A 25349-nucleotide genomic window follows, 5' to 3' on the forward strand; every position below is an offset into this window, starting at 1 on the left:
GGACGGTCAGTGCTTCAGGCGTGTTTGCGCTCAAATTCTCGCATGTAGGCCACCAGGGCCTCGACGCCCGACAGGGGCATGGCGTTGTACAGGCTGGCGCGCATGCCGCCCACCGATTTGTGCCCCTTGAGCTGCAGCAGGCCGCGTTCCTTGGCGCCTGCCAGGAAGGCATCGTTGCGCGATTCGTCGCGCAGGAAGAACGGAATGTTCATGCGGGACCGGGCGTTCTCCGACACCTTGTTCACATAGAACTGCGACTGGTCGATGGTGTCGTACAGCAGCCGGGCCTTTGCGATGTTCCGCTGCTCCAGCGCCGCAATGCCCGTCAGTTCGCCCTCGCACTGGCGCTTGAGCCACTGGAACGTCAGGCCGGCCACGTAGATGCCCCAGGTGGGCGGGGTGTTGAACATGGACTGGTTGTCCGCCACGATCTTGTAGTCGAAGGCGCTGGGGCAGGCGGGCAGGGCGTGGCCCAGCAGATCCTCCCGCACCACCACCAGCGTGAGGCCGGCGGGGCCCAGGTTCTTCTGCGCTCCACCGAATGCCAGGCCCACGCGCGACCAATCGACGGCGCGCGATGCCACGTGGGAAGAAAAATCGATGACCAGGGGCGCATCGCTGCCCAGCGCCTTCAGGTCGGGCAGTTCGTGGAATTCAATGCCGTGGATGGTCTCGTTGCTGCACAGGTGCAGGTAGCTGGCGCCACGGCTCAACTCCCAGCTGGCTGGCTCGGGCAGCGTCGTGAATTGGCTGGGCTCGCCAGATGCGGCCAAGTGCACTTCCGCGGCATATTTGCGGGCTTCCTTCACCGACTTCTGACTCCAGCTGCCGGTGACGACCATGTCCACCGTCGCTGCGCGCGAGAGGTTCAGCGGCACGATGGCGTTCTCAGCCAGACCGCCACCCTGCATGAACAGGATCTTGAACTGCGAAGGCACCGCCAGCAACTCACGCAGGTCGGCTTCGGCCTGTTCGTAGATCGACAAGAACTCCTTGCCGCGGTGGCTCATCTCCATGACGCCCATGCCGCTTCCGTGCCAGTCCAGCATTTCGGCAGCCGCTTGCTGCAGGACTTCGGCGGGAATGGCGGCCGGGCCGGCGGAGAAGTTGTACGGGCGATTCATGGTTTCAAGTGAAAGAGGGCTTCAGCGCATATGGATCTAGGGCTGATTGCTATGGTTGTGATAGCAAAGCGTCCTTCGGAGCGCTTTGCTTGGGGCATGGATCAGGCTTCTGCGGGCGGCGTGCCACCTTCTTCATCGGCGTCGATGTCCGGCACATTGGCGTCGTTTTCCACGATGCGTTGCAGGCCGCTCAACTGCGAGCCTTCGTCCAGCGCGATCAGCGTCACGCCTTGGGTGGCGCGGCCCAGCTCGCGGATCTCCGACACGCGGGTGCGAACCAGCACACCCTTGTCGGTGATCAGCATGATCTCGTCATCGGCGTGGACCAGCGTGGCCGCCACGACCTTGCCGTTGCGCTCGCTCTGCTGGATGGCGATCATTCCCTTGGTGCCCCGGCCATGGCGCGTGTATTCGACGATGCTGGTGCGCTTGCCGTAGCCGTTCGCAGTGGCGGTGAGCACGCTTTGGGTCTCGTCTTCGGCCACCAGCATGGCGATCACGCTCTGCCCGTCTTCCAGCATCATGCCGCGCACGCCGCGGGCCTGGCGGCCCAGGGGACGCACGTCGTTTTCGTCGAAACGCACCGCCTTGCCGCCATCGCTGAACAGCATGACGTCGTGCGCACCGTCGGTGAGCGCCGCGCCGATCAGGTAGTCGCCATCATCCAGGTTGACGGCGATGATGCCGCCCTTGCGGGGGTTGCTGAATTCATCGAGCGCCGTCTTCTTCACGGTGCCCATGCTCGTGGCCATGAACACGTAGCGATCGGCCGGGAACGTCCGCATGTCGCCGGTCAGCGGCAGAACCACATTGATCTTTTCGCCTTCTTGCAACGGGAACATGTTGACGATCGGGCGGCCGCGCGAGCCGCGGGAGCCGGCCGGCACTTCCCAGACCTTGAGCCAGTAGAGGCGACCGCGGTTGGAAAAGCACAGGATGTAGTCGTGCGTGTTGGCGATGAAGAGCTGGTCGATCCAGTCGTCTTCCTTGGTCGCCGTAGCCTGCTTGCCCCGCCCGCCGCGTTTTTGCGCCCGGTATTCGGACAGCGGCTGGCTCTTGATGTAGCCCGTGTGGCTGAGCGTGACCACCATGTCGGTGGGCGTGATCAGGTCTTCGGTGGACAGGTCTTGGGCGCTGTATTCGACCACGCTGCGCCGCGCCCCGAGCTTGTGCTGGCCGAACTCCTGCTTGATGGACGTCAGCTCTTCGCCAATGATGACGGAGACGCGTTCTGGCTTGGACAGAATGTCCAGCAGGTCTTCGATCACGGCCATCACGTCCCGGTATTCGGAAACGATCTTGTCCTGCTCCAGGCCGGTCAGGCGCTGCAGACGCATCTGCAGAATTTCCTGCGCCTGGGTGTCGGACAGCCGGTACAGGCCGTCCTGGCCCATTCCGTATTCACGCTCCAGCCCTTCCGGCCGGTAGTCGTCCGCATTCACGATGCCGCCGTCGGCCCGGGTGCGCGTCAGCATCTCGCGCACCAGTTTGCTGTCCCACGAGCGGGTCATCAGTTCCGCCTTGGCCACGGGGGGCGTCGGCGACTCGCGAATGATCCGGATGAAGTCGTCGATGTTGGCCAGCGCCACCGCCAGGCCTTCCAGCACATGGCCGCGTTCGCGTGCCTTGCGCAGTTCGAAGACCGTGCGGCGCGTCACCACTTCGCGGCGGTGCTGCAGGAAGACGCTGACCAGTTCCTTCAGATTGCAAAGGCGCGGCTGCCCGTTCACCAGGGCCACCATGTTCATGCCGAACGTGTCCTGCAGCTGCGTTTGCTTGTAAAGGTTGTTCAGGACCACCTCGGGCACTTCGCCGCGCTTGAGTTCGACCACCAAGCGCATGCCCGACTTGTCGGATTCGTCCTGGATGTGGCTGATGCCTTCGATCTTCTTTTCGTGCACCAGCTCGGCCATCCGCTCCTGCAGCGTCTTTTTGTTGACCTGGTAAGGCAGCTCGTCCACGATGATGGCCTGGCGCTGGCCGCGGTCGATGTCCTCGAAGTGGCAGCGCGCACGCATGACCACCTTGCCGCGGCCCGTGCGGTAGCCGTCCTTCACCCCGTTGATGCCGTAGATGATGCCGGCCGTGGGGAAATCGGGCGCCGGAATGATCTCCATCAGATCGTCGATGGATGCATCGGGGTGGTGCAGCAGGTGCAGGCAACCGTCCACCACTTCATTGAGGTTGTGCGGGGGGATGTTGGTGGCCATGCCCACGGCGATACCGCCGGAGCCGTTGACCAGCAGATTGGGCAGCTTGCTGGGAAGAACCAGCGGCTCTCTCTCGCTTCCGTCGTAATTGGGGCCGAAGTCGACGGTTTCCTTGTCGATGTCCGCCAGCATTTCATGGGCGATCTTCGCCAAGCGGATTTCGGTGTACCGCATGGCGGCCGCGTTGTCGCCGTCCACCGAGCCGAAGTTACCCTGGCCATCGACGAGCAGATGGCGCATGGAGAAATCTTGCGCCATGCGCACAATCGTGTCGTATACCGATTGATCGCCGTGCGGGTGGTATTTACCGATCACGTCGCCCACGATACGGGCGGACTTCTTGTAAGGCCGGTTCCAATCGTTGTTGAGTTCGTGCATGGCAAACAGCACGCGCCGGTGTACCGGCTTGAGGCCGTCGCGCGCATCGGGCAGCGCGCGACCCACAATTACGCTCATCGCGTAATCGAGATAACTTCGCCGCATTTCCTCTTCAAGGCTGATGGGCAGGGTTTCTTTGGCGAACTGTGTCATGGAGAACTGCGTGGACGGCGGAGGAGGGCCATTCTAGGCGGAACGTCTTGTCGCAAGTGCGCAACACATCAGGGGTAAAGCGCTTTTGTCCTACCGTGCGCGCCCCGTCTGCAACCACTTTGCGTTGTTACGTATGGCACAATCATTTCAACGTTTTTAGTGATGGTCACTGATGACGTCCATATTCGCAGCGCGGCTGCGGCTTTTTCCCCAAGAGGAGAACCATGAAGAAACTGAACAAAGTGGCGATGTTGTTGGCCTCTGCTGTGCTTGCTACCTCGGCTGGCGCTCAAGTCAAAGCAGCCGACGGCGGCAAGGTTGTTGACAACTGGCAGAACGGTACCGGCGAACTGGTGTGGAAGAACGGCACGAACGAACTGTGCTGGCGCGATGCCAACTGGACCCCTGCTACCGCTGCTGTCGGTTGTGATGGTGCTCTGGTTGCTCAGGCTCCTGCTTCTACCCCTGCCGCTGCTGCTCCTGCACCTGCTGCAACGCCTGCTCCTGCAGCGCCTCCTGCTCCCGCAGTGGCCAGCAAGGTGACGTACGCTGCCGATGCGTTCTTCGACTTTGACAAGTCCGTGCTCAAGCCAGAAGGCAAGGCCAAGCTGGATGACTTGGTCTCCAAGGTCAAGAGCGTGAACCTGGAAGTCATTATCGCCGTGGGTCACACCGACTCCGTCGGTACCGATGCCTACAACCAGAAGCTGTCGGTTCGCCGCGCTGAAGCTGTGAAGGCTTATCTGGTGTCCAAGGGCATCGAAAAGAACCGCGTTTACACTGAAGGCAAGGGCGAGAAGCAACCTGTCGCCGACAACAAGACCAAGGAAGGCCGTGCGAAGAACCGTCGCGTGGAAATCGAAGTGGTCGGTACCCGCGCTTCTAACTGATTTCCGAATCAGTCACGAAAAAGCCCCGGAAACGGGGCTTTTTTTATGGGCCATCTCTTTTGGAGCACCTACCCACATGAGCGATCACATTAATGCCGATCCAGCAGAGCTGGCCAAATTTTCCGCACTCGCCCACCGCTGGTGGGATCCGGAAAGTGAATTTCGCCCATTGCATCAGATTAATCCGTTGCGCCTGGAATGGATCAATGGCATATCGCCTTTGGAAGGGCAGCAGGTGCTGGATGTGGGATGTGGTGGCGGCATCCTCTCGGATTCGATGGCCAGAAAAGGCGCACAGGTAACGGGTATCGATCTGGCCAGCAAATCATTGCGCATCGCGCAACTGCATGCCTTGGAAACCGGGACACCCCATGTGCAATACCGTGAAGTCAGCGTGGAGGACTTGGCTGCGGAAGTGCCTGGCACGTTCGATACCGTCACATGCATGGAAATGCTGGAACACGTGCCTGACCCCGCCTCGGTGATTCAAGCGTGTGCGCGTCTGGTCAAGCCCGGCGGCTGGGTCTTTTTCTCCACCATCAATCGCAATGCCAAGGCGTTCATGCTGGCAGTCGTCGGCGCCGAATACATTTTGGGCATGCTGCCCAAAGGCACGCACGAGTATGCGAAATTCATCAAGCCCAGCGAATTGGCCTCCGCCAGTCGGCTGGCGGGCCTCGATATCGTTCACAGCCGGGGACTGGAGTACAACCCGCTGACCAAACGCTATTGGCTGAGTGCCGACACTTCGGTCAACTACATGCTCGCTGCACGCCGCGCCGCCGTATGAGTTCACCTGTCTTTACCCATGTTCGTGCCATCTTGTTCGACCTCGACGGCACATTGATCGATAGTGCTCCTGACCTGGGTGCTGCCGCCGACAAATTGCGAACGGACCGTGGCTTGCCGTCTCTGCCTGCCGAGCGGTATCGGCCCATGGCAGGGGCCGGAGCCAGGGGCATGTTGTCCGTGGCATTCGATATGGACACGGCCCATCCCGACTTTCCTGCATTCCGGGAAGAGTTCTTCGTCAACTACGAGGCCTGCATTCAGCAGCGCACGAAAGTGTTCAATGGCGTGGAGGCATTGATTGCCGAGTTGACCCGGCGTGGCATGCCCTGGGGCATCGTCACCAACAAGGCAGCACGATTCACGGACGTCTTGGTGGCGGCCACGCCGCTGTTCAGCAGCGCTGGTGCGGTGATCAGTGGCGACACCACCGCGCACAGCAAGCCGCACCCCGAGCCCCTGCTCGAGGCTGCCAGACGCCTGGGCATCGAGCCAGCGCATTGCATTTACGTCGGCGACGATGAGCGCGACATCGTCGCGGGCCTTGCGGCTGGCATGCACACGGTGGCCGCTTTATACGGCTACCTCGGTACGCAAACCGCGGCGCACAAGTGGGGCGCGCAGGCTGCAATTAAATCTCCGCTCGAGGTCTTGCAATTGATCTCTGCGCCTTAAAATACGAGGCTTGGGGCTGCCCTGGTTTCGACGTGGGTTCGGAATCGGTGTGGTGCATGTCGAGCTTGAGTGGCGCTCGTAAATCTGCATTCAAAAAACTAACTGCAAACGACGAACGTTTCGCACTCGCACTCGCCGCTTAAAAACCGGTGATCGAGCCTTGCAACAGCATGCCAGCGGGCTGGGCAAGGGGGTCGCAAGACCTCCCGGCTGCAAGGTTATTCACGCTGGCTGGTTCCGTGCCGGGTACCTTGGCATGGAGCGAGATCCAAGGGTACTGGTGACCCACGTAGCGTGCGACTGCGCGACGTGGGCCATGAGAATCAAAACAGACCGCTAAACATGTAGATCTGCCCGAAGAAGGCTTGCGGACGCGGGTTCAATTCCCGCCAGCTCCACCACTCAAGACACCGCCACACTCTGACAACGTCAGGCTGTGGCGGTTTTTTCTTGCCTTAGCGCTTCGCGGAGTGTTGCGCCCGTCGCGCCGAAATCGCCCTCGAGTCGCACCTGCCGATTCCTGCCGTTGCTTGGCACTTCATCATTGAGTGTGGCGGTGGCCACCATGGCCCGCATCGACTCCACGGCCTTGCATCTAAAACCGTTTTTTCCTCGGCATCATGGCCTGTGGCGCTACTGCGGCATGAGCGCTGCAGTCCTACACCTGCGCCGAACGGGGGTTCGCAAACTGATTCCTCCTTGGAAAGGAAATTCATGCAAACCACCAGACCAGCCGGTATTTCAAACACCGCCAAAGCGGCACCTGCCATGACGCGCATTGCCACAGGAACGCAGTCCTGCCAAGTGGCATTTATCGACATGTCGGAGGTGTAGCCATGGTGAACCAGGTCGATTCCCCGGACGGCAAGCCGCGCAAGGACCCCGATCGTCCCAGCCCGGCATTGGTCGAAACAGATCCCGCAATGCAGCGCATGCCGCAGAAACGGCCTGTACCGCAAAACGAGGCGGAAAAGGGCGATGTTGCCGCGGACTCCGGCAAGCCGTCAAACCCCCTTCGAAACGACTAGCCGGACGGGCTTCCGTGCGTCGCCTTCCCTTCATTCATCCGCCGTGGTCTCTGGAAGGAAATCTCTCATGAACACCCGCAGCCCTGATGCCTTTCCCTTCCCGACGTCTGAAAGCCATCCTTCTCCTGCGCCCGAAGGCACTGCTCCGGCGTTGAGAGCGACAGCCGATCCGGCACACACGGAGCCGGCTCTCGACCATGGGATCGAGGAGTCGTTTCCTGCCAGCGATCCGTTGTCGATCGCTGTGACCCAGGTTCACGTTCTACCGCCATTGGATTTGCAATCCCTGCCGCATGCTCAGAAAAGGCAGGAGACAACGGCACGCTCCGTGATGAGCGTGGGGCTGATGGCAGGGACTTTGGCCAGCTTCGCATCGACAGTGGTGCTCGCATGGTGGGGGCGCCATGAGGTGGGCACTACCGGCACGGTGGGTCGTTGGGTCGAACCGCCCGATGGCACTCCACGCCTTGACGATGACCGCTCCCAGCGGTCCATGGCAACGATCTGTGCGACTTTCGCGGCGGGTCTTGCCGTGGGCTGTGCCGTGGCGCGCCGAGGTCAACGCAGCCGTCGAGAAAACGCATAGATGGTGATCGGAGCCCCTGCGCGGGGATGACCGCCACCGTGCACCATCACGCTAACTTGATGATCGGCGCGATGGCTTTTGCGCCGCAGGATTCTGCTCACTGCTCACTGCTCACTGCTCACTGCGCATGCGAACCAAAAGCCACCTTAGGGCCCGTCCCCGGGCTGCGGAAAATACCTCATCGGGACTTCATCACGGCCGTGGGAACGCGTCCAGGCGCATCAGTCTTCGAGCGTTTTCGGTAGCCTGCGCAAACCGCCCGCATCACCCACAGGTTCCAGATCTTCTCCCATGCCCAGTTCGGCACCCGTGGTGGGATCGATGTCGGGCTGCGATGCCGTGCGTTCAGCCATCTGCTCCACGGCGGGCGCTTCTAGCTCGTTCAGGGTCACGGTCGCCAGGCCATCTCCGCCATCCACCGCTTCCGCGCCCTGGGGCAGGGGAACGACGTTCCAGCGGTCCCCTTCGTTCCATGCGCCCCGCACTTCGGGCTCGCCCTGCGAGGTGCGAAAGTACACGCTGGTGAAGCGCGGATCGCCTGGCAGCTTGCCGGGAGGGAAGTTCGGTTCGATGGCATAGAGCGCTTTTTCAAACGACTTCTGGTGGGCGAGCTCACGCGTCATGAGGAAAGTCAGCGCGTCCTTCACGCCTGGGTCGTCCGTGAGATTGATGAGGCGTTCGTACACGATCTTCGCGCGGGATTCGGCGGCGATGTTCGACCGCAGGTCGGCGGTGGGCTCGCCGATGGTGTCGATGTAGGCAGCGGTCCAGGGCACGCCTGCCGAATTGATCAACGCCGGGCCACCACCGTACAGCACCTGGGTGAGGTGGCTGTCGTTCCCCGCGCCGGTGATGGAGCGGTAGAGGTCGCCTTCCTTTTCAACGCCTTCCGCCAGCCGGCCCTTGGCGCCCTTGTTGAGCATGCCCACGATGGTGCCGATGATCTCCAGATGGCTCAGTTCCTCGGTGGCGATGTCGAAGAGCATGTCCTTGCGGCCGGGGTCGTCCTCGCCCAGTGCCTGGGTGAAATAGCGGCAGGCTGCGGCGAGTTCACCCTGGGGTCCGCCGAACTGCTCCAGCAGCAGGTTGGCGAGGCCGGGATTGGTTTCGCTGATTCGTACGGTGTATTGCAGCCGCTTGTTATGAGAAAACATGAATGCTCCTTGTGGGGTTGAGCCAGCGGGTTCACCGACAGGCGACGCCATGCGGCGTCGATGGGGTCAGTGCAAGCGGTGTGCCGCAGGAGCGGGCCCGGGCCGATGGCATTGCAGAGCGGTGGTGTGGGCGAGCAGATCCCCTGCATCTGCGCTGTCCCGCGTTGCTGGTGGAGGCTCAGCGGAACACGCCATGCACCCTGTGAGGCCCATGGCTCGAGCCACCCGCGCCAGTGCCGGTGACGCTTGGCAGTGCATTCAGCCATCGCCACCGGCAGGCTCTGTGGCAGGAGAGCAATTGCTTGCGAGATGCCGCGCGGTAACTTTTGCAGCGGTTTTTTCTGTTCCCTCGGTAGCGAACGGCCGCTGTCTAGGGAAGTAAAGCCTGTCTAGAGCCCAGGCCGAGCGATGGGCGGCGCCACGGCAGCGTGGCGCTTGTGGGCGCTGGCGAGGTAGGTTTTCACGATGATCCGCTCAGCTTCGCGGTCGATGGGCAGGCCTTCCAGAAAATCGTCGATGGCTTCGTAGCTCACCCCGAATGCGTCTTCGTCGGGCCGCTGCGGTGCCAGCGTTTCCAGATCGGCCGTGGGCACTTTCATCACCAGATCGCGGGGCGCGCCCAACGCGAAGCCCACCGCGCGCACGCGGCGCTTGTTCAGGCCCGCCAGCGGGAGCACGTCGGCCGCTCCATCGCCATGCTTGGTGAAAAATCCCATCAGCGCTTCGGCGGCGTGATCGGTGCCGATGACCAGCCCGGCCGTGGCGCCGGCCACCGCGTATTGCGCCACCATGCGGGCCCGCGCCTTGATGTTGCCGACCAGGAAGTCTTGCGACGCGGTATCGCCCAGGTCCACGCCGGCAGCGATCAGCGCCTGCTGCATGGCATCGACCGATGCGCGGATGTCGGCGGTGCGCACCTCATCGGGCGCGATGAAGTCGAGGCACCTGGCGGCCTCGGCCTCGTCCCGCTGCTGGCCATACGGCAGCCGCATGGCGATGAAACGGGCGCTTTCTCCGGAGGCTCGCCGGCGGGCCACGGCCCGCTGCGCCAGGCAGCCGGCAACGAGCGAATCCACGCCGCCGCTGATCCCGAGCACGTAGGCCTGGCGTCCGGTGCGAACAAGGTACTGGGCCAGGAAATCGACACGGCGCTCCAGTTCGGACTCCACATCGAACTCGCGCACCACCGACAGGGATTCCAGAATCTGTGATTGGCTGGGTCTTTCGCTCATGTGCATTCGCTCCTCAAGGATGGGTGGTGGTTGGGCGGAGGCGGCGCGGCGCGGACGTCGCCAGTCCGCAAAAGGACCATTGGGCGGCCACACGGCCGGGCGCGGGTGTCGGAGGGTGCCGGCATGCCGGTGCGCGTTGCCCGACAGGGGATGGGAGCGCACGAGGGAGGCACGGTCCGGCAGAGCGGCCCACCCCCATCCATTTCGGATGCCACCGAGGCACCATGGGTCAAAAAGGCCTCCGCCGCAATAAGTACTAGGGCATTGTGCTATAAAAAATATAGCAAATGATTGTGAGCTTAGTGCGATGCCTTGCCTCGCTGCCGTGTCTCGATGAGCGCCACTAGTTTCTGGACCTCCACGGGCTTGACCATGTGCGCGTCGAAACCCGCCTCGGCGGCGGCGTTGCGGTCCGCCTCCTGGCCCCAGCCGGTCAGCGCGATCAGTTGCACGTCCTCACCGCCCGGCAGGGCGCGCATCTGGCGTGCCACCTCGTGCCCGCTCATGCCGGGCATGCCGATGTCGAGCACGGCCACGTCCGGCATGGCCTGGCGGGCAGCCTCGAGCGCCGCGGGGCCGTCGGAACAGGTGCTCACCTCGCAGCCGGAGATCTTCAGCAGGGTGGCAATGCTCCAGGCCGCATCGGCGTTGTCGTCGGCCACCAGCACCTTGGGCGCCGTGGTGGACAGTTTGCGCAGCGGGGCGGGCGGCTCGGGCTCCGGCAGCGGGGCGAGGGGCTCGGCCTGAGCCAGCGGCAGACGCACGGTGAAGGTGCTGCCCTGGCCGGGGCCCGAACTGCTGCCCTCCACCAGGCCGCCGTGCAGTTCCACGATGCTGCGCACGAGCGCCAGCCCGATGCCCAGGCCCCGTGCGCCGGGCAGGTCGGAAGTTTCCTGCACGAACATGCCGAACATGCTGTGGATGTTGCCCGCTTCCATGCCGATGCCGTTGTCCGTCACGGCGATCACGGCGGTGCGCTGGTCCACGTGGGCCCGTATCCCGATGTGCCCGCCCTGCGGGGTGTATTTGGCGGCATTGGCCAGCAGGTTGGACAGCACCTGGCTGAGCCGAACCGGGTCCGCATCGAGCACCACCGGCGTGTGCGGCAGCACCACCTCCAGCCGGTGCGCGCCGGCTTCGATGGCGGGCTTCGTGGTTTCGATGGCCATGTCCACCACCTCGGACAGCAGGATGCGGCGGCGGTGCAGGGTCAGGCGTCCCAGCCGCAGGCGAGAAACGTCCAGCAGGTCGTCCAGCAGCGTCTTCATGGCGGCGGATTGCCGGTCCAGGATGTTGGACGACTGGGCCCGCTCCCGGTCGTTCAACTGCCCCGACTGCAGCGCTTCGGCGGCATTGCGGATGGAGGCGAGGGGGTTGCGCAGCTCGTGCGACAGCACGGCCAGGAACCGGTCCTTGGCGGCGTCGGCGGCTTCCAGCGCCGAGTGCGCGGCTTCTTTCTGCCGCAGGGCCTCGACCAGTTCGGCCCGGCTGGTCTCCAGGTCTTCCTGGGCCTGGCGGGCACGGCTCTGGTCGCGCAGGATCTTGACGAAGCCGACCACGGCGCCATCGTCGAGCATCGGCATCAACACCCCGCTGGCCCAGAAGGTGGTGCCATCCTTGCGGCGGTGCAGGCGGTCGTCCATGGCGCGGCCATCGGTCAGCGCCTGGCGCACCTCGATCTGCGGCGCGCCCAGGGCACGGTCTTCGTCGGTGAAGATGATGTCGGCGGGCTGTCCGAGCACCTCGGCCTCGGGGTAGCCGAGCAGGCGCTCGGCGCCCACGTTCCAGCGGGTCACGCGCATCTGCGGATCGGTGGAGAAGATGGCGAACTCGACCGCGTTCTCCACGATGAGCCGCAACTGCTCCTCGCTGCGGCTGAGGGCTTCTTCCGCCCGTTTGCGCTCCGTCACGTCGGTGCACATCACCAGCGCGGCGTCGGCTCGGCCTTGCACGTTCGACAGTCGGCTCACGTTGTTGAAGGTCCAGATCACCGAGCCGTCCTTGCGCAGGCAGCGCTTTTCGACCTGGAAGGGCTCGCCGTGGCGGGCGAGCTTGTCGAACAGCCGCGCGCTCTCGGCCCGGTCGTCGGGGTGGACGAGATCGAGCATCGACATGCCCACGATTTCGGCCTCGGAGTAGCCCAGCAGCTCGCGGTAGCTGCGGTTGGTGAATTCGATGCGCCCGTCCAGCGACACTTCCATCACCCCGGCCGTCGCCTGGCTGACGATGAGGCTGAATCGGTCCTGCGAGACACGCAAGGCCTCCTGGCTGTGTTTGCGCTCGGTGATGTCCACGAAGGTGAGCACCACCCCGGCAATGCGGTCGTCCAGCGTGCGGTAGGGCAGGGCCCTGACCAGGAACCACTGGCCGCCGCCCTTGCCGACCTCGCGCTCCATCGGCACCAGCCGCTCCAGCACGCGGCGGGCATCGGAGGTCATTTCCGGGTAGTCGAGGTGGGTCGCCAGGTCGGACAGCGGGCGTCCGATGTCGGTGGGAATCAGCTTGAACAGCGTGATCGCCGAGGGTGTGAAGCGGGTGATGCACAGATCGCGGTCCAGGAACACCGTCGCGATCGCGGTGGCGTCCATCAGGTTGTGCATGTCGCTGTTGGAGTGGCCGAGTTCATCGACCTTGCTCTTGAGCTCGTGGTTGACGGTGGTCAGCTCTTCGTTGATCGACTGCAGTTCTTCGCGGCTGGTTTCGAGTTCCTCGGTGGCCGAGCGCAGCTCTTCGTTCATGGCCTGCAGCTCTTCGTTGCTGGCCTTGAGTTCTTCGGTGGAGACCTCGTACTGCTCGACCGTGTCGCGCAGGTGCAGTTTCATGCGCTCAAGCTCTTGCTCCAGGTGCTGCGCCAGGGGCTCGGAGACCGCCATGGGGCGCACCGGCATGGGCAGCAGCGGTTGCGGCGCCGACGCGGGCTGAATGATCACCAGATGAAAACCCGGCGCCTCGTGGAACGGGACGATGCGGACCACCAGCACCATTTCGCCGCCGGCATGGGTGAAGGCCAAAGGCGGGGTCTCCACGGCCATCTTGCGCTGCGCTGCCTGGTAGAGCGCCGCGCGCACCTCGATGCGCAGGTCCTCGTGGATGGCGCGCAGCAGGTTGCGGCTGGGCTCGCCGCCCTGAAAGCGCAGGAACTCGCCGGCATTGGGCGACAGGTGCACGATGTCGTGGCCGGCATCGATCAGCACGGAGGGCGGCGCGATCTTCTCCAGCAGCCGGAAATGCAGCTCGCCCCAGTTGTGGCTGCGGCCCTCGAGAGGCGGCAGATCGCGCGAGGCCGGGGGCGTCGAGGTAAAGGCCGGGCCGGCCAGCACCGGGCCGGACCGCGCGGCATGCTGCGCCTCCATGGCGAGCGAGACGGTGCCGGGCGCGGAATGCCCTGGCATGCCCGAGCGCGAGGCGGGGCGGTGGCTGTAGATGCGGTGCTTCTTGTCGAGTACGGCAAACAGGGGACTGTTGTCTTCGACGGATTCCGACGAGCCCAGAAACATCAGCCCGCGCGGCTTGAGCGAGAAATGGAAGGTGTCGAACACGCGGTGCTGGGCGTTGCGGTTCAGGTAGATCAGCAGGTTGCGGCAGGTGACGAGGTCGAGCCGCGAGAACGGCGAATCCTTGAGCACGTCATGCACCGCGAACAGCACCATTTCGCGAATTTCGCGGCGAAGCCGATAGCCGCGGTGCTCCTTCACGAAATACCGGCGCAGCCGCTCTTCCGACACATCGGCCTCGATGGTCGTGGGATAGAGCCCCTCGCGGGCGATGCCGATGGCCTCGTCATCCAGGTCGCTGGCGAAGACCTGAATCACCGGCGCCGCATCCACCTTGCGGGCGTATTCGCTGAGCAAGATGGCGATGGAGTAGGCCTCCTCGCCCGTGGCGCAGGCCGCTACCCAAACGCGCAGCGAATCCCCTGGCCCCTTGCCGGCAAACAGCGCCCCGATGTGCGCCTCCAGCACACTGAAGCATTCGCCGTCGCGAAAGAAGTTGGTCACGCTGATGAGTAGATCCTGCAGCAGCGCTCCGGCTTCGCCGGGCCGCGTGCGCAGGCAATCCAGATAGCCCGGCAGCTCGGCGATGCCGTTGACCTGCATGCGACGGCCGATGCGCCGCAGGATGGTGGCCCGCTTGTAGTAGGCGAAGTCCCGTCCGGTCCGCGTCCGCAGGAAGATCAGCACGTCGCGCAGGGCTGCTTCCGTGGCCATGCCATGGGGAATCGGGTTTTCCATGGGCGGGGGTCCCTTCTCCGAAGGCAGCTTCAGGCGGTGCTCGAGCCGGTAGTACTCCAGCAGCCGGCCGGGCATGGCCGCCGCGGGCAGCGTCCAGTCCACCATGCCGGTGGCCAGCGCCGAGCGGGGCATGCTGCTGTGCTCCGCCTCGTCCGGGTCCTGGGCGATGGTGAGGCCGCCGCGCTCCTTGATACGCTTGATGCCGATGGCACCGTCGCCATCCATGCCCGACAGCACGATGGCCGTGGCATGCGGCCCATGGGTGTCTGCCAGCATGCGAAAGAACAGGTCCACGGTCACTTGGCCATGGCGCGGGCTCGGCAGATCGGCCAACTGCAGAAAGCCGTCATAGGTGCGCAAGACCTTGCCCGGCGGGATGACGTAGACGGTGTTGACCTGGACCTTGCAGGTCTCGCGCACCTGCAGCACCCGCAGGGAGGTGGAGCGCTGCAGGATATCGGCCAGCTCGCTGTCGTGGTCGGGCGACAGGTGCAGGATCACGACGAAAGCCAGCCCGGGGTCTTCGGGCATGGACTGCAGAAAGGTCTGCAGGGCCGGGATGCTGCCCGCCGAACCACCCAGGCCGATCAGCGGCAGCATGTGATAGGCCCGTGCCGGCGCCACGCTGTCCAGCGCCTCTCCCACATGCTCTTCGGCTTCGTCGGGGGTGGTCAGCGAGTCATCCATGTTGGCGTCTTTCTAATGAATACCGATTATTGATCGTGGGCCTTGGCGGTCGAAGGCGTGGTCTGGCAGGCGATGGCGGAAAGCATGCATGGGGCCCGGTCGGAGCCGTGTCCGGGTGGGGCGTTTCCGGCGATGGGACGGGAGGCGTGCGCTGGGGGACGAGAGCGGACTGCCGGAGCGGGCAATGGCGTGCACACCCAGTGTGCCTGGCACGTAGCGGGTTCAGGATTCAGGGCCTTGGCAACGAACCGCGTCGGCGCACCTCCGCAGGCCCGGGGCCCGCGTGAAGGGCCGTGCCTGCGATTGCACGGGGCCGCGACAGCGCCACTGTGCGCTTGGTCAAGCGCTGGCGCCGTATTCCTTCAGCCGGTTGTACAGCGTCTTCATGCTGATGCCCAGCATGGCGGCAGTCTGCTCGCGCCGTTGCCCGCAGTGGGCGAAGGTGGCCAGGATCAGCGCCCGCTCTACTTCCGCCAGGGAACTGCCCAGCGGCAGGCGCAGTTCGGTGGGGGTGGCAGCGCCGTTGGCCGGCGCTGCCACCTCCGGCTGCTGCGGCGCAAGCGGCTGGATTGGAAGCTGCGGCTGCGGCTGCGACGGCACGAGGTCGCGGGGCAGCCAGCGCTCGGTGACCGGCCCTTCCTGCGTCATCACGAAGGCGCGCTGCAGCACGTTGCGCAATTCGCGCACATTGCCCGGCCATCGGTACTCCGCCAAGCGATCCAGGGCGGCAGTGGTCAGCGTTTTGCGCCCGCCCTCGCGCGCAGCGATGTCGTCCAGAAAGTGCTGGGCCAGAAGGGGCAGGTCTTCCAGCCGGTCCCGCAGGGGCGGTAGGTGAAGAGGGAACACGTTGAGGCGGTAAAGCAGGTCTTCCCGCAACGCGCCGTCGACCACGGCCTGGGCCAGCTCGCGATTGCTGGCGGCCACGATGCGCACATCGGTGTGCCGCGCTTCGGTGGACCCGACGCGCATGAAGGTGCCGGTCTCCAGCACCCGCAAGAGCTTGACCTGCAGCTCCAGCGGCATCTCGGTGATTTCGTCCAGGAAGAGGGTGCCGCCATTGGCGCGTTCGAAAAACCCCAGGTGTTGCCGGTCCGCCCCCGTGAAACTGCCCCGCTCGTGGCCAAAGACTTCGCTCTCGATCAGCTGGGGGGAGATCGCGCCGCAGTTCACCGCCAGAAAAGGCCCGTCGCGCCGCCGGCTGAGGTCATGGAGGGAGCGGGCAACCAATTCCTTGCCGGAGCCGCTCTCTCCTGTCACGAACACCGAAACCGACGTGCCGGCCACGCAGGCGATCTGCTCGTACACCTCGCGCATGATGGACGACCGTCCCAGCAGGTGGCCGAAGCGGCCGGTCGATTCCCACTGCAGGCGCATGTCCTGGATCTCGGCCAGCAGGGTGGAGGGAGAGCGTGCACGGGACAGCACGGCATTGAGCCGCCGCGTGTCCACCGGCTTGATGAGGTAGTCCGCGGCGCCCAGGCGAAGGGCCTGGATCGAGGTGTCCAGGCTGGCGTGGCCGGTGATCAGCACCACTTCCGAATAGGAGAGCAACTCGACCTCCTCGCACAGTGAAAGGCCATTGCCGTCTGGCAACTGCAGGTCGAGCAGCACGATGTCGGGGCGCTGCAGGGCGATCTGGCGGCGCGCATCCCGGAGCGAAGAGGCCGTGGCTGCCGTGAATCCGCCAGTGTGCAATAAGCTCGCCAGCATGCGCGCGGAGTCGGCATCGTCTTCAACTACCAGGGCATGGGCCATGCAAAGTCTCCCTGAGTAAGAATTTGAAAAAGAGGAATTATTTGCGGCGATTGTGGTTGCTGGTGTAAACGAACGTACAGCGGTCAGTCGCTTCGGGATTCCAACATATCCGTCACTACTTGGGGCCAGTCGGACCACGCTGCCCATGCGTCGAAACCTGCGCGCCGTGCGCCGGCTGTGTCCAGTGCCTCTTGCTCGGAGTGCATGGCGGGTGCCACGGCCACCATGCACCCGGCGTAGCCTGCTTCTCGGGCTGCGGTTGCGAGATGGCGTGCCGCTGCAGCCGGCTGGGCGCTTGCCAGCACCAGATCCGGCACGTTCTGCAGCAACAGGTCCAGCGCTGGCTGCATCGCTGTGCCTTCCAGCACGAGGTATCCCTGCCGCTCCAGGGTTTGCCCTGCCGCTTGGCGGTCTTGCCCGTCGTGCAGCGCGACCAGCACTTTCTGGCGCCGCAGTCTGGCAGGCGGTGGCGGCGCCTCTGCAAGGCAGGGCAGGGCAAGATAGCGACCCTCTTCGTCGGCCAACGGAGCGATGCGCCCCCCATGCAATTGAATGACGTGGTCGGCAAGAAGGTCTGCCAAAGTGGCGGGCGCACCGATGCGCACATGCAGATTCAGCGGGCATGCAGTTCCCGAGGGCCGCCCCATGTCGTCTCTGGGCAGGCCGTGAACTTCCACGCGCACCTCGCCCCCTTGCGTGGACACGGTCAGGTCCATGCGCATTCCCGGCGCTCCCGCTTTGCACGCCCGGCAAAGAAGCTGATCGATCGCCCGGCGCATCAGGCGGGGATCGGCCATGACCCGCAGGCCTGGAGCGATCTGCTGGGTGCAGTCATAGCCCCCGTTGGAGTTCACCAGTGCCTCCCAGGCCTGCCGCGCCAGCTCCGAGAAGTCCACTGCCACGCGCCGCAATTCCATACGACCTTCACGCGCTGCCAGCACGTCCTGCAGATCTTCCAGCAGCGATGACAGATGCCGCGTCTGCCGCGCGGCCACCGCGCATGCTTCGCTCTGGATGTGCATCGGGTGGGGGGTGAGCGCAATCACCTCCAGCGCTGCGGACAGGGCGCCCAGCGGGGTGCGCAATTCGTGCCCCACACCAGCCATGGAAAGCCACTGCGGCACCGCAGCAGGGGCTGCTGCAGGGGGAGGCTGCCCACCTGCGCCATGCCCGCCGGGGACTTCGGCGGATGGGTGAGGCGCTGTCGTCGGAATGGGGGTGTAGGTATTGTTCATGGTGAGGCAGGGGCGTTCCGCTCGTGATGGTGTTGCCGGGTGCCAAGTGCCGCAGCATGCCGCGTGCCAGTCAATGCCGGTAAGAACCGGGCCATGGAGCGAACCTCTGTCTGAAACCGGCAGGAATTGCGGCAATCTCTACCGGTTGAGCGACATGCCATGCATTGAAGGATAGCGCCGAGTGCTGGTTTTCAAGGCTGGGCAAGCGCTTTCAAGGCAAAAGGTTGCGTGGCATATGCCTTGCTTTGTTGCATGGGATGAGCCCACCATCAACGGACCTTCGATGAGCCAGCTTAGTCTGAACACTTCCGCCGCGCTTACCCAGAATGCTTCGCCCCGCTTGCAGCAAGCCGTGCGACTGCTGCAGATGTCCTCGCAGGATTTTGCGCGTGCGGTGCGGGAGGCTTTGGAGAGCAATCCGCTGCTGGAAGCCGACGAGGGGGATGCGCAGCAGGACACGCAAGACGCGCCGTTGAGCGATTGGAATCTGTCGTCCGGCAGCAGCCGGATCCAATCTTCCGACAGCGATGGGGACGGGGCTTGGGAGCAGTCGGCGGCCGCCATCACATTGCGCGCCCATTTGCATGGGCAACTGGACCTGCTTCGTCTGCCGGAGCGCGATCTTCTTTTGGCAAGGGCGGTCATCGAATCCCTGGACGACGATGGCTACCTGCGCGGCGGGGTCGAAGAGATCGAGCAGGCGGTGCGCACCATGGCCCTGTCTCCGAAGCCGGACGAGCAGGAAATCCGCATGGCGTGGCGCCGGGTCCAAGGACTGGACCCCGCAGGTGTCGCCGCAGTGGACCTTCAGCATTGCCTGTTATTGCAATTGCACACCATGGAGTGCGCCACCAGCCGGGATTTGGTGCGCCGTGCCATTGAAAGCCACCTGAAAGCCGTGGCCCTGCGCGATCCCACACGGCTGTCCGAAGCGCTGGGGGTGTCGCGCGAGGCGGCGGCAGCGGTTTGCGCGCAGATTCGCACGCTTGATCCCAGTCCTTGTCGAGCCTTCATGCAAGACGATCTGCCGTTCGCGGTGCCTGACATCGTTGCGGTGAAGGGCGGGCGAGGGTGGCAGATGGTGCTCAACGATGCCGTGATGCCCCGTCTTCGGGTGCATTCCTCCTATGCGCAGATGTTTCAGCAGCGCAAGCGCAATGGTGAAAGTGCGGCGTTGAGCGCCTGCCTGCAGGAAGCGCGTTGGCTGGTGGGCAATGTGGCGCAGCGCTTTGCCACCATCCTGGCGGTGGCGCGAGCCATCGGGCGGCATCAGCAGGCGTTTTTCGAGCACGGCCCGCTGGCGCTCAAGCCGCTGAAGCTGCGACAGATTGCGCAGGAGGTGGGGGTGCACGAATCCACCGTGTCCCGGGTCACCAACAACAAGTTCATGGCGACCCCGTTCGGCCTGCATGAGCTCAAGTATTTTTTCTCGCGCGGGCTGTCCACGCGCAATGGCACTACCTGTGCGCCTGCGGCCGTCAAGGAACTGGTTTCGGAGTTGATTGCGGCCGAGTCGCCCTCACATGCTTTGTCCGATGCGGCGATTGCCAGCCTGCTGGCGCAGCAAGGGTTTTCGGTCGCTCGGCGCACGGTCACCAAATACCGGCAGGCGCTTCGCGTTTCGGCAGCGCCGGAACGGCACAGGAACCTTTGAGCCAACCGCCTCCACCCGGCGGGCGGAGACCCCATTCACCAAAGATCAATCATGGCTTTCGCCTGGGCTTCCATCGACGGATTGACCTTGTTTTCCCGCACCTCGGCGGTAGAAGGCCATTGGTGTGGGCTGGTCGATGTGCTGCAGGGCATGCAACCCCAGATCACGACCGTGGCCTGCGCAGAGGTGCGGGCCAGTGCCGCACAAGCGGCTTCCGATGCGATCGACTTGATGCAGATGCTCTATGCGGGCATTGCCCGTCGCAGACATGCGCGGCAAGAGGCTGCGCGTTGGGTGGCGCGGGCGAGCCAGCCGGACACCGCGCGTTAGCCGCACAAGGACGTGCGTTCGCACTGGGCATGTCGATTGCCTCTGCCTTGGCAAGTCCGGTTTCATGGCCGGGCCTGGGCCGTTCCCCTCCACGGGAGCACATTGAAGGAGTATCGAAATGGCCAACCAAGGCAATCCATCCGGTAGCAATCGTGGCTTCGCAGCCATGGACGCGGCAAAGCAACGCGAAATTTCAAGCAAGGGTGGGCAGGCAGCGCATCAAAAGGGCACGGCGCATCAGTTCACCTCCGAAGAAGCCCGCGCAGCAGGCGCCAAGAGCCATAGCAGCCGCAGTTCTGCCGTTGCCAAGGCGGTTGAGGCAGCCAGTTCCGAGGGCGGTGCGTCGGGCAGCGCTCCCAAAGCAAAACCCAAGACGGGAACCGGTCAGCAGCAGGTGGCCGGTGGCGATCCAAATCCCCAAAGCCGTTGATTCCAGCGCCTGAACGGGCGTACGCGCAATGTGTCCGTTGCACGCCGCGCGTAGAGCGCATGACAGTGTCCGTTCAGGCCTCCCCCTTTCGCAAATCAAGAAAGCAGCGGTGCGAGCGAGATGCGCCTCTCAGTGGGTGCATTGACGCGGACAGTGCTGGCACGTCGATTGCCATAGTGAGTGGTACGGGTGACCTTCCTCCTGCACAGCCTCGGCATTCGTTCCGGTGGCTGATCCAGGATGGGCTGGCGCACCAGAACCCATTCCATGAGGCAATCCATGAGCACCAATTACCCCACTCGGGCCCAACGCCATCGCGGACTCTTTCAGCAGTTTTCTCCGCTCAATCTCGCGCCTGCCTGGGAGCAATACAGCGTTGTCAAAGCACGGGGAGTGCGCACCATCGCCCTTGGCGGGCATGCACCCTACAGCGCCTCGGGATGGGTGGTGGAGCAGGCGGTGGGTTGTATTGAACTGATCGGCGCCAAAGTGGCGGGGCTGGGGCAGATGCTTCTGATCGGCTTCACCCTCAGCGAGCAGCCAGCATCCGCTGGCTTTGAAGTCACGGCCACAGACGCCATTGGCACATTGATCTTGCCGGCCCATTGCTTTGCGGCCTATGTGGCGATTGCGGCCGGGCAGAACACGCACTTTCGCATCGGAGGGAACGGGCAGTTGAATGCCATCGGAAGCGACCCTTCATCGCTGCAAGCGCCGGCGACCGTATGAATTTTTGCGGTCCACCGCCAGCGTGGGAGGGGCCGCTTTACCGGTTCAGGCTGCCCAGCCTTCGCTGATGAAGAGCCGGGTGGCGAACAACCCCGTCGAAGTCCAATGGGTCGCAGGAGACAGCGCGGCACTGAGGAACTGCCGGCGTTGCTCTCCTTCCAGGGGCTGCAGCTGCTCTTTGAACTGATGCAGTTCGGGGTCCAATGCAGGCTCCGCACTGCCGATGGGGTTGGCATTAGAGCGGTGACGTGCCAAGGCCCTGAACGAGGGCAGCCTGCGCGTTTGGTTGGCGGAGGCGGGCTGGGCATGGTCCTGTCCGTCGCGACTGTCTTCGCCGCGGATCCAATCGTGGATCACCTGCAATTCATATCCCGTGAAAACACCGAACATCTCCGCGCGTTCCCCTTGAAGCAGGTTCCAGAACCGGCTTTGAGACACCGGCGCTCCCAACTGGATCCAACCATTGTCCACCAGCGCGTCCAGCATGGCATCGATGTCGCCCTGGGGTCCCAGCCAATCGTTGACGGTGCGACCGCCAATGCGGCAATAGTCGGAATGCATGCCCGCGCCGGCCAGTGCCTTCCGTTGGAAGATTTTCACCACTTCGGTCCTGGCGTCGAACGATGCGATGACCTCCTGGGTGCCGCGCCCGGCATCCGCCAGCTTGCTTCCAGCGCGCACACGCTGCCAGAATTGATCGCGGTCTTGCTGCACTTCCAGCATTTGAAGTACGGCCTCGCAGGCCTGCCAGGCATGGCCGCTGTCTCCGTTGTCGACCGTGACGTGAAGCGTGAAATAGTAGGGGTCGATCCCGAGCTCATTGAGTTCGTATGCCGTGATCAGCAGGTGCAGGGGGAGCTGTTCATAACCCAGGTTGAAGCCGATGACCTCCGGCAGGAACTGCTCGGCATTCCATCCCAATGCCAGCTGCACCGCGCCCTGCAGATAGTTCGCATCGTCCAGTTGCAGGTCTTGCTGAAGGCCGTGCCGCCGCATCAATTGGCGATAGAGCGTGACGTGGTTTTTGTGGGCCACGCCGTCTCCGAGTTCTTCCAGGTAGGTCTGGAGCAAGGGCCGCAGCCGTTCGGTCGATGTATGTTGTGCCAAGCCGTACAGCCAGGATCCATCCACCAGCTTGGTCGGCGCCACCGATGCCAAAAAGTTCAGCGCATAGGCGCGGTTGCGAAAGTAATGGCGCTCGCCGCCTGCACGCCGCCCGTCCAGGTAGGTTTGATAACGCTGCGCCACGGCCTGTGCGTTTTCGCGGGCCCACGCATGCAGGTCCTCGGGTGCTTCGCACAATTCGCTGGGGACGTCTTCGCTTTCGTCCATCAGCCGCTGCAGCCATTGGGCGGCCTGCTGCCGGGCTCGTGGCGTGGGAGAGGGGGTCAGCAGCGCCTCGTACAGGCGGCGATAGGGGCCGACTGCATTCGGGCGTTGCGCATCTGAAGCGCGAGGCGTTGGGCTGCCATGCAGATCGACGGACGGATGAATTTTTTGTGCGAGCATCGTTGGCGATGTACTGTAGGAATGGCTTCATGCTGCGGTGCTGCAACCGGGGGCAGAAGCCACCAGATGGCGCGAACCCCGGTCGGCAAGGTCCTACGCCGCCTATGGTCTCGCTTGCAGCCAGCCCCACGAGCGCAACTGCTGCAGCTCGCCCCCGTCTAGCCGCTCGCCGATGTCGTTGCGATACCGCAGATTGGGCACGATCACGTGGCGAACGCAATCCAGGGCGGCCAGGTGGGCGGCGCGCACCGTTGCGCCCACGCCGGTAGCAACGCCCAGGTAGCCGCACGAGCCACTTGCCACGAGCTGCCCTTGGTGCAGCGCCACCTCTGAAAAATGCAGGCTGTCGCGCTGCGACTGCGTCATGGAGGGATTCAAGAAAACCGGCAACCCCTTGGAGAGTTCTTCATACCCGTGCCGGTAGGGGAACGGTGGCACGGTGAGAACCACGCCGCAGGCAAAACCGCTTTTCGTGCCGAAGTCCGACGTGTCGCGGTACAGCATTCTGCGAAAGATGGTTTCCCATGGATCGTTGTGAAGGGCTTCGCAGATCGCGAACCCCGGATAGCCGAACCGGCAGGTGAACTCGAGAGGCCACAGCCCGCTTTCGTTGGCGATGAGGTTCACGTTGATGTAACCGCAATAGCCGCCATCACGCAGCAGGGGCGTGAGGGGGCGCAGGACGGTGTCGTACAGGCAGGCGCTTTCCCGGTAGCTGACGATGGTGCCCATCTCTCCGGTGAGTTCGCCCAAGTCGCCCGGGAAAAACCGCTTGTGCTCGAAATCGACACACACGGGCGACAGAAAGTCATGGCCGTTGAAGTATCCGCCGACCCCGATCTCGATCCCATGGATGAACTCCATCAAGATGAAGTCCGGTGCGTCGGCTTGGTCCGCGCGGGCCTTGCCCGCGTGCATGCTCAACAGGGCGCGCACGTCGGCGCCGTCGCCGGACTGGCCGACGTAGTTGCGTGTGCGCTCGCTGGAGGCCCCGTTGAACTTGAGTACATACCTTGCGGGATGGTCATCGAGGAAGGCCATCGCTTCGCCATAGCCAGTGAAACGGTGGCAGCCCGCTACCTGCAGTCCTGCGGCCTGCAAAGCGCTCTGCCCGAATGCGCGGTCCGCCTCCAGGCGATCGCCGAGGGCACTGCCGCCGATAACATGAAAGCCTTCGGCGCGTAGCGCATCCTGCAGGTTGCCCTGTGTCGCGGATTCGAAGAGGATCACGCCTTCGTTTCCAGCCGCCTTGATCCATCCCAGTTCGCTTTCCCATCCTTCGACGCGCTGCAGGATGCCCTGGAAGACGTCGTGGCACGCAGGGTCTTCAATCACGACCCGCACCTCGTGGCCGCGGCGCTGGAGGCCGCCGTACATGGCCGCCAGGTCGTTGGTCTGCCCAATGCCCAAAAATCTCATGCAGCCCGCCTTTGCGCCACCACGCCGACGGCCGCGATCCGATCCGCCTCGGCGTAGGCCTGCCCCTGCAGCTCCTCTCCGAAGACATCGGGGTCCAGTTCTTCATAGTGAACTGCGAAGTCGTGGGCGGTGGCGTAGGCCATGACGGAGTCTCGGAAAGCGTCGCGTCCTTCGACGATGGTGGAGCCGGTGTAGAGCAGCAGGCGGCCGCCGGGCGTCAAGCGGTCGAGGCTCTCTTTCATGATGCGCTCGGACAGGGCCTCTCCGAACTGGCCACCCCCATGTCGGTAGACGCGGCTCGCGTCGTCCATCAGGTAGGGCGGGTTGGCGACGATGAGATCGAACCTGCCGGCCACATTGGAAAAGAGGTCGCTTTGAACGCACTGCACGTTGCGGTAGCCAGCGACGGCCACATTGGCTGTGGCATGCAAAAGCGCGCGGGGATTGATGTCCGCCAGCACGATTTCGCATCCGTTGGGCTGCGCTTGCCAGGCCCTCGCGGCAACAAGGCCTCCCGGCCCGGCGCCGCACCCCATGTCGGCAATGCGTGGGGATCGAGGCAGAGGCTGCATCCTCAACTGATGGCGAATGAAACTGGCAAACCGGTAGGTGTCCGGCCCGAAGAACACGGCATCTTCTTGTGCCGTCGGGAAGGGGGAGTGCGCGAAGAGCAGTCCGTCGAGCGAACTGAACCGGACATTGCTCTGCAAAAGGCCGGTTGCTGTGGACTGCAGCCAGCCATCGTTCAGCAGGCATGGGGTGAGATCGGCAGGAAGCCGGTCTTTCGAAAACAGCCGGTTCCATCCGAATGCATCGCGCAGGTGCGACCTTTCAGGGTCGTGCGGCCTCGCGAGCACCCGTTGGTGCGTGAGCGGCGTTACCGTGACGAACCGGTAGCCAGCAGCCACAAGCCACTGCCCGAGCCGTTGAAGGCTTTGTTCGACAGACCGCGTTGTGGATGCTTTCATCGGGTTTGGCAAGAGGCCGTGCAAACAGGAAGGAGGGGAGCAGGCGGTGAGGGGGCACGCGCGCTGCGGGATGCCAATCGCCGTGATCTTTCAGGAGGCGTTGGCTGCCGCGGTGTAGGACAAAAGAGACTGCTTGGCTCACGATCTTTGGCATTGAGGGACCTGGTTGGCATGGGCTGAAT

Annotated in this window: 19 protein-coding genes and 1 other RNA gene; 10 read left to right on the forward strand and 10 right to left on the reverse strand. The window is 63.9% G+C overall.

Annotation, left to right across the window (positions count from 1 at the left end; all coding sequences use genetic code 11):
- Positions 1-14 precede the first annotated feature (14 nt).
- Positions 15-1124 (reverse strand): 3-phosphoserine/phosphohydroxythreonine transaminase, encoded by a 1110-nt coding sequence (serC, locus tag AVKW3434_RS01385; protein WP_284403748.1) that lies wholly within the window; start codon positions 1122-1124, stop codon positions 15-17.
- Between the two features lie 101 nt (positions 1125-1225).
- Complete coding sequence (gene gyrA / locus AVKW3434_RS01390) at positions 1226-3865, reverse strand: DNA gyrase subunit A (protein ID WP_284403751.1); 2640 nt, start codon at positions 3863-3865, stop codon at positions 1226-1228.
- Positions 3866-4089: 224 nt separating this feature from the next.
- Here gyrA and ompA point away from each other — a divergent pair, with 224 nt between their 5' ends.
- The 6 genes from ompA to AVKW3434_RS01420 all read left to right on the forward strand — a co-directional run bounded on the left by ompA (position 4090) and on the right by AVKW3434_RS01420 (position 7833).
- Positions 4090-4755 carry an outer membrane protein OmpA gene (gene ompA, locus AVKW3434_RS01395; protein ID WP_272568896.1) on the forward strand — a complete coding sequence of 222 codons (666 nt, stop codon included), beginning with the start codon at positions 4090-4092 and terminating at the stop codon, positions 4753-4755.
- Positions 4756-4831: 76 nt separating this feature from the next.
- Positions 4832-5545 carry a bifunctional 2-polyprenyl-6-hydroxyphenol methylase/3-demethylubiquinol 3-O-methyltransferase UbiG gene (gene ubiG, locus AVKW3434_RS01400; protein ID WP_284403753.1) on the forward strand — a complete coding sequence of 238 codons (714 nt, stop codon included), beginning with the start codon at positions 4832-4834 and terminating at the stop codon, positions 5543-5545.
- Positions 5542-6219: a phosphoglycolate phosphatase gene (gph, locus tag AVKW3434_RS01405; protein WP_284403755.1), complete on the forward strand. Its 678-nt coding sequence runs from the start codon at positions 5542-5544 to the stop codon at positions 6217-6219. The genes ubiG and gph overlap by 4 nt, the downstream gene beginning before the upstream one ends.
- A gap of 12 nt (positions 6220-6231) precedes the next feature.
- Positions 6232-6620: a transfer-messenger RNA gene (gene ssrA, locus AVKW3434_RS01410) on the forward strand.
- Positions 6621-7055: 435 nt separating this feature from the next.
- A complete protein-coding gene (locus AVKW3434_RS01415) occupies positions 7056-7247 on the forward strand; it encodes a hypothetical protein (RefSeq protein ID WP_284403756.1) in 192 nt (63 codons plus the stop codon).
- A 67-nt stretch (positions 7248-7314) separates the two neighbouring features.
- Positions 7315-7833 (forward strand): hypothetical protein, encoded by a 519-nt coding sequence (locus AVKW3434_RS01420; protein WP_284403758.1) that lies wholly within the window; start codon positions 7315-7317, stop codon positions 7831-7833.
- 221 nt (positions 7834-8054) lie between these two features.
- Here AVKW3434_RS01420 and AVKW3434_RS01425 read toward each other — a convergent pair whose 3' ends face one another.
- From AVKW3434_RS01425 to AVKW3434_RS01445, 5 genes are all read right to left on the reverse strand, one after another.
- A complete protein-coding gene (locus AVKW3434_RS01425; protein ID WP_284403760.1) occupies positions 8055-8987 on the reverse strand; it encodes a manganese catalase family protein in 933 nt (310 codons plus the stop codon).
- 389 nt (positions 8988-9376) lie between these two features.
- On the reverse strand, positions 9377-10225 hold the full coding sequence (gene nadE / locus AVKW3434_RS01430) for an NAD(+) synthase (protein ID WP_284403762.1): 849 nt from the start codon (positions 10223-10225) through the stop codon (positions 9377-9379).
- Between the two features lie 293 nt (positions 10226-10518).
- Entirely contained in the window at positions 10519-15138 is a 4620-nt protein-coding gene (locus AVKW3434_RS01435; RefSeq protein WP_284403764.1) for a PAS domain S-box protein, read from the reverse strand.
- Positions 15139-15477: 339 nt separating this feature from the next.
- Positions 15478-16893 (reverse strand): sigma-54-dependent transcriptional regulator, encoded by a 1416-nt coding sequence (locus tag AVKW3434_RS01440; RefSeq protein WP_284403766.1) that lies wholly within the window; start codon positions 16891-16893, stop codon positions 15478-15480.
- An 83-nt stretch (positions 16894-16976) separates the two neighbouring features.
- On the reverse strand, positions 16977-18017 hold the full coding sequence (locus AVKW3434_RS01445; protein WP_284403768.1) for a sensor histidine kinase: 1041 nt from the start codon (positions 18015-18017) through the stop codon (positions 16977-16979).
- 292 nt (positions 18018-18309) lie between these two features.
- On the opposite strand from AVKW3434_RS01445, the gene rpoN reads away from it, so the two are divergent.
- From rpoN to AVKW3434_RS01465, 4 genes are all read left to right on the forward strand, one after another.
- Positions 18310-19782 carry an RNA polymerase factor sigma-54 gene (gene rpoN / locus AVKW3434_RS01450; protein WP_284403770.1) on the forward strand — a complete coding sequence of 491 codons (1473 nt, stop codon included), beginning with the start codon at positions 18310-18312 and terminating at the stop codon, positions 19780-19782.
- 51 nt (positions 19783-19833) lie between these two features.
- Positions 19834-20112, forward strand: coding sequence for a hypothetical protein (locus AVKW3434_RS01455; protein ID WP_284403772.1), 279 nt, complete (start codon positions 19834-19836; stop codon positions 20110-20112).
- 118 nt (positions 20113-20230) lie between these two features.
- Complete coding sequence (locus AVKW3434_RS01460; protein ID WP_284403773.1) at positions 20231-20542, forward strand: KGG domain-containing protein; 312 nt, start codon at positions 20231-20233, stop codon at positions 20540-20542.
- A gap of 279 nt (positions 20543-20821) precedes the next feature.
- Complete coding sequence (locus AVKW3434_RS01465; protein ID WP_284403775.1) at positions 20822-21271, forward strand: hypothetical protein; 450 nt, start codon at positions 20822-20824, stop codon at positions 21269-21271.
- 45 nt (positions 21272-21316) lie between these two features.
- Here the strand turns inward: AVKW3434_RS01465 and AVKW3434_RS01470 are convergent, their stop codons facing one another.
- The 3 genes from AVKW3434_RS01470 to AVKW3434_RS01480 all read right to left on the reverse strand — a co-directional run bounded on the left by AVKW3434_RS01470 (position 21317) and on the right by AVKW3434_RS01480 (position 25167).
- Positions 21317-22780 carry an iron-containing redox enzyme family protein gene (locus AVKW3434_RS01470; RefSeq protein ID WP_284403777.1) on the reverse strand — a complete coding sequence of 488 codons (1464 nt, stop codon included), beginning with the start codon at positions 22778-22780 and terminating at the stop codon, positions 21317-21319.
- Between the two features lie 102 nt (positions 22781-22882).
- Positions 22883-24157: a phosphoribosylamine--glycine ligase gene (locus tag AVKW3434_RS01475; protein WP_284403779.1), complete on the reverse strand. Its 1275-nt coding sequence runs from the start codon at positions 24155-24157 to the stop codon at positions 22883-22885.
- Positions 24158-24195: 38 nt separating this feature from the next.
- Positions 24196-25167: a methyltransferase gene (locus tag AVKW3434_RS01480; protein ID WP_284403781.1), complete on the reverse strand. Its 972-nt coding sequence runs from the start codon at positions 25165-25167 to the stop codon at positions 24196-24198.
- Positions 25168-25349: the final 182 nt, after the last annotated feature.

Source organism: Acidovorax sp. SUPP3434, from assembly GCF_030159015.1.
Lineage (GTDB): Bacteria > Pseudomonadota > Gammaproteobacteria > Burkholderiales > Burkholderiaceae_C > Paracidovorax.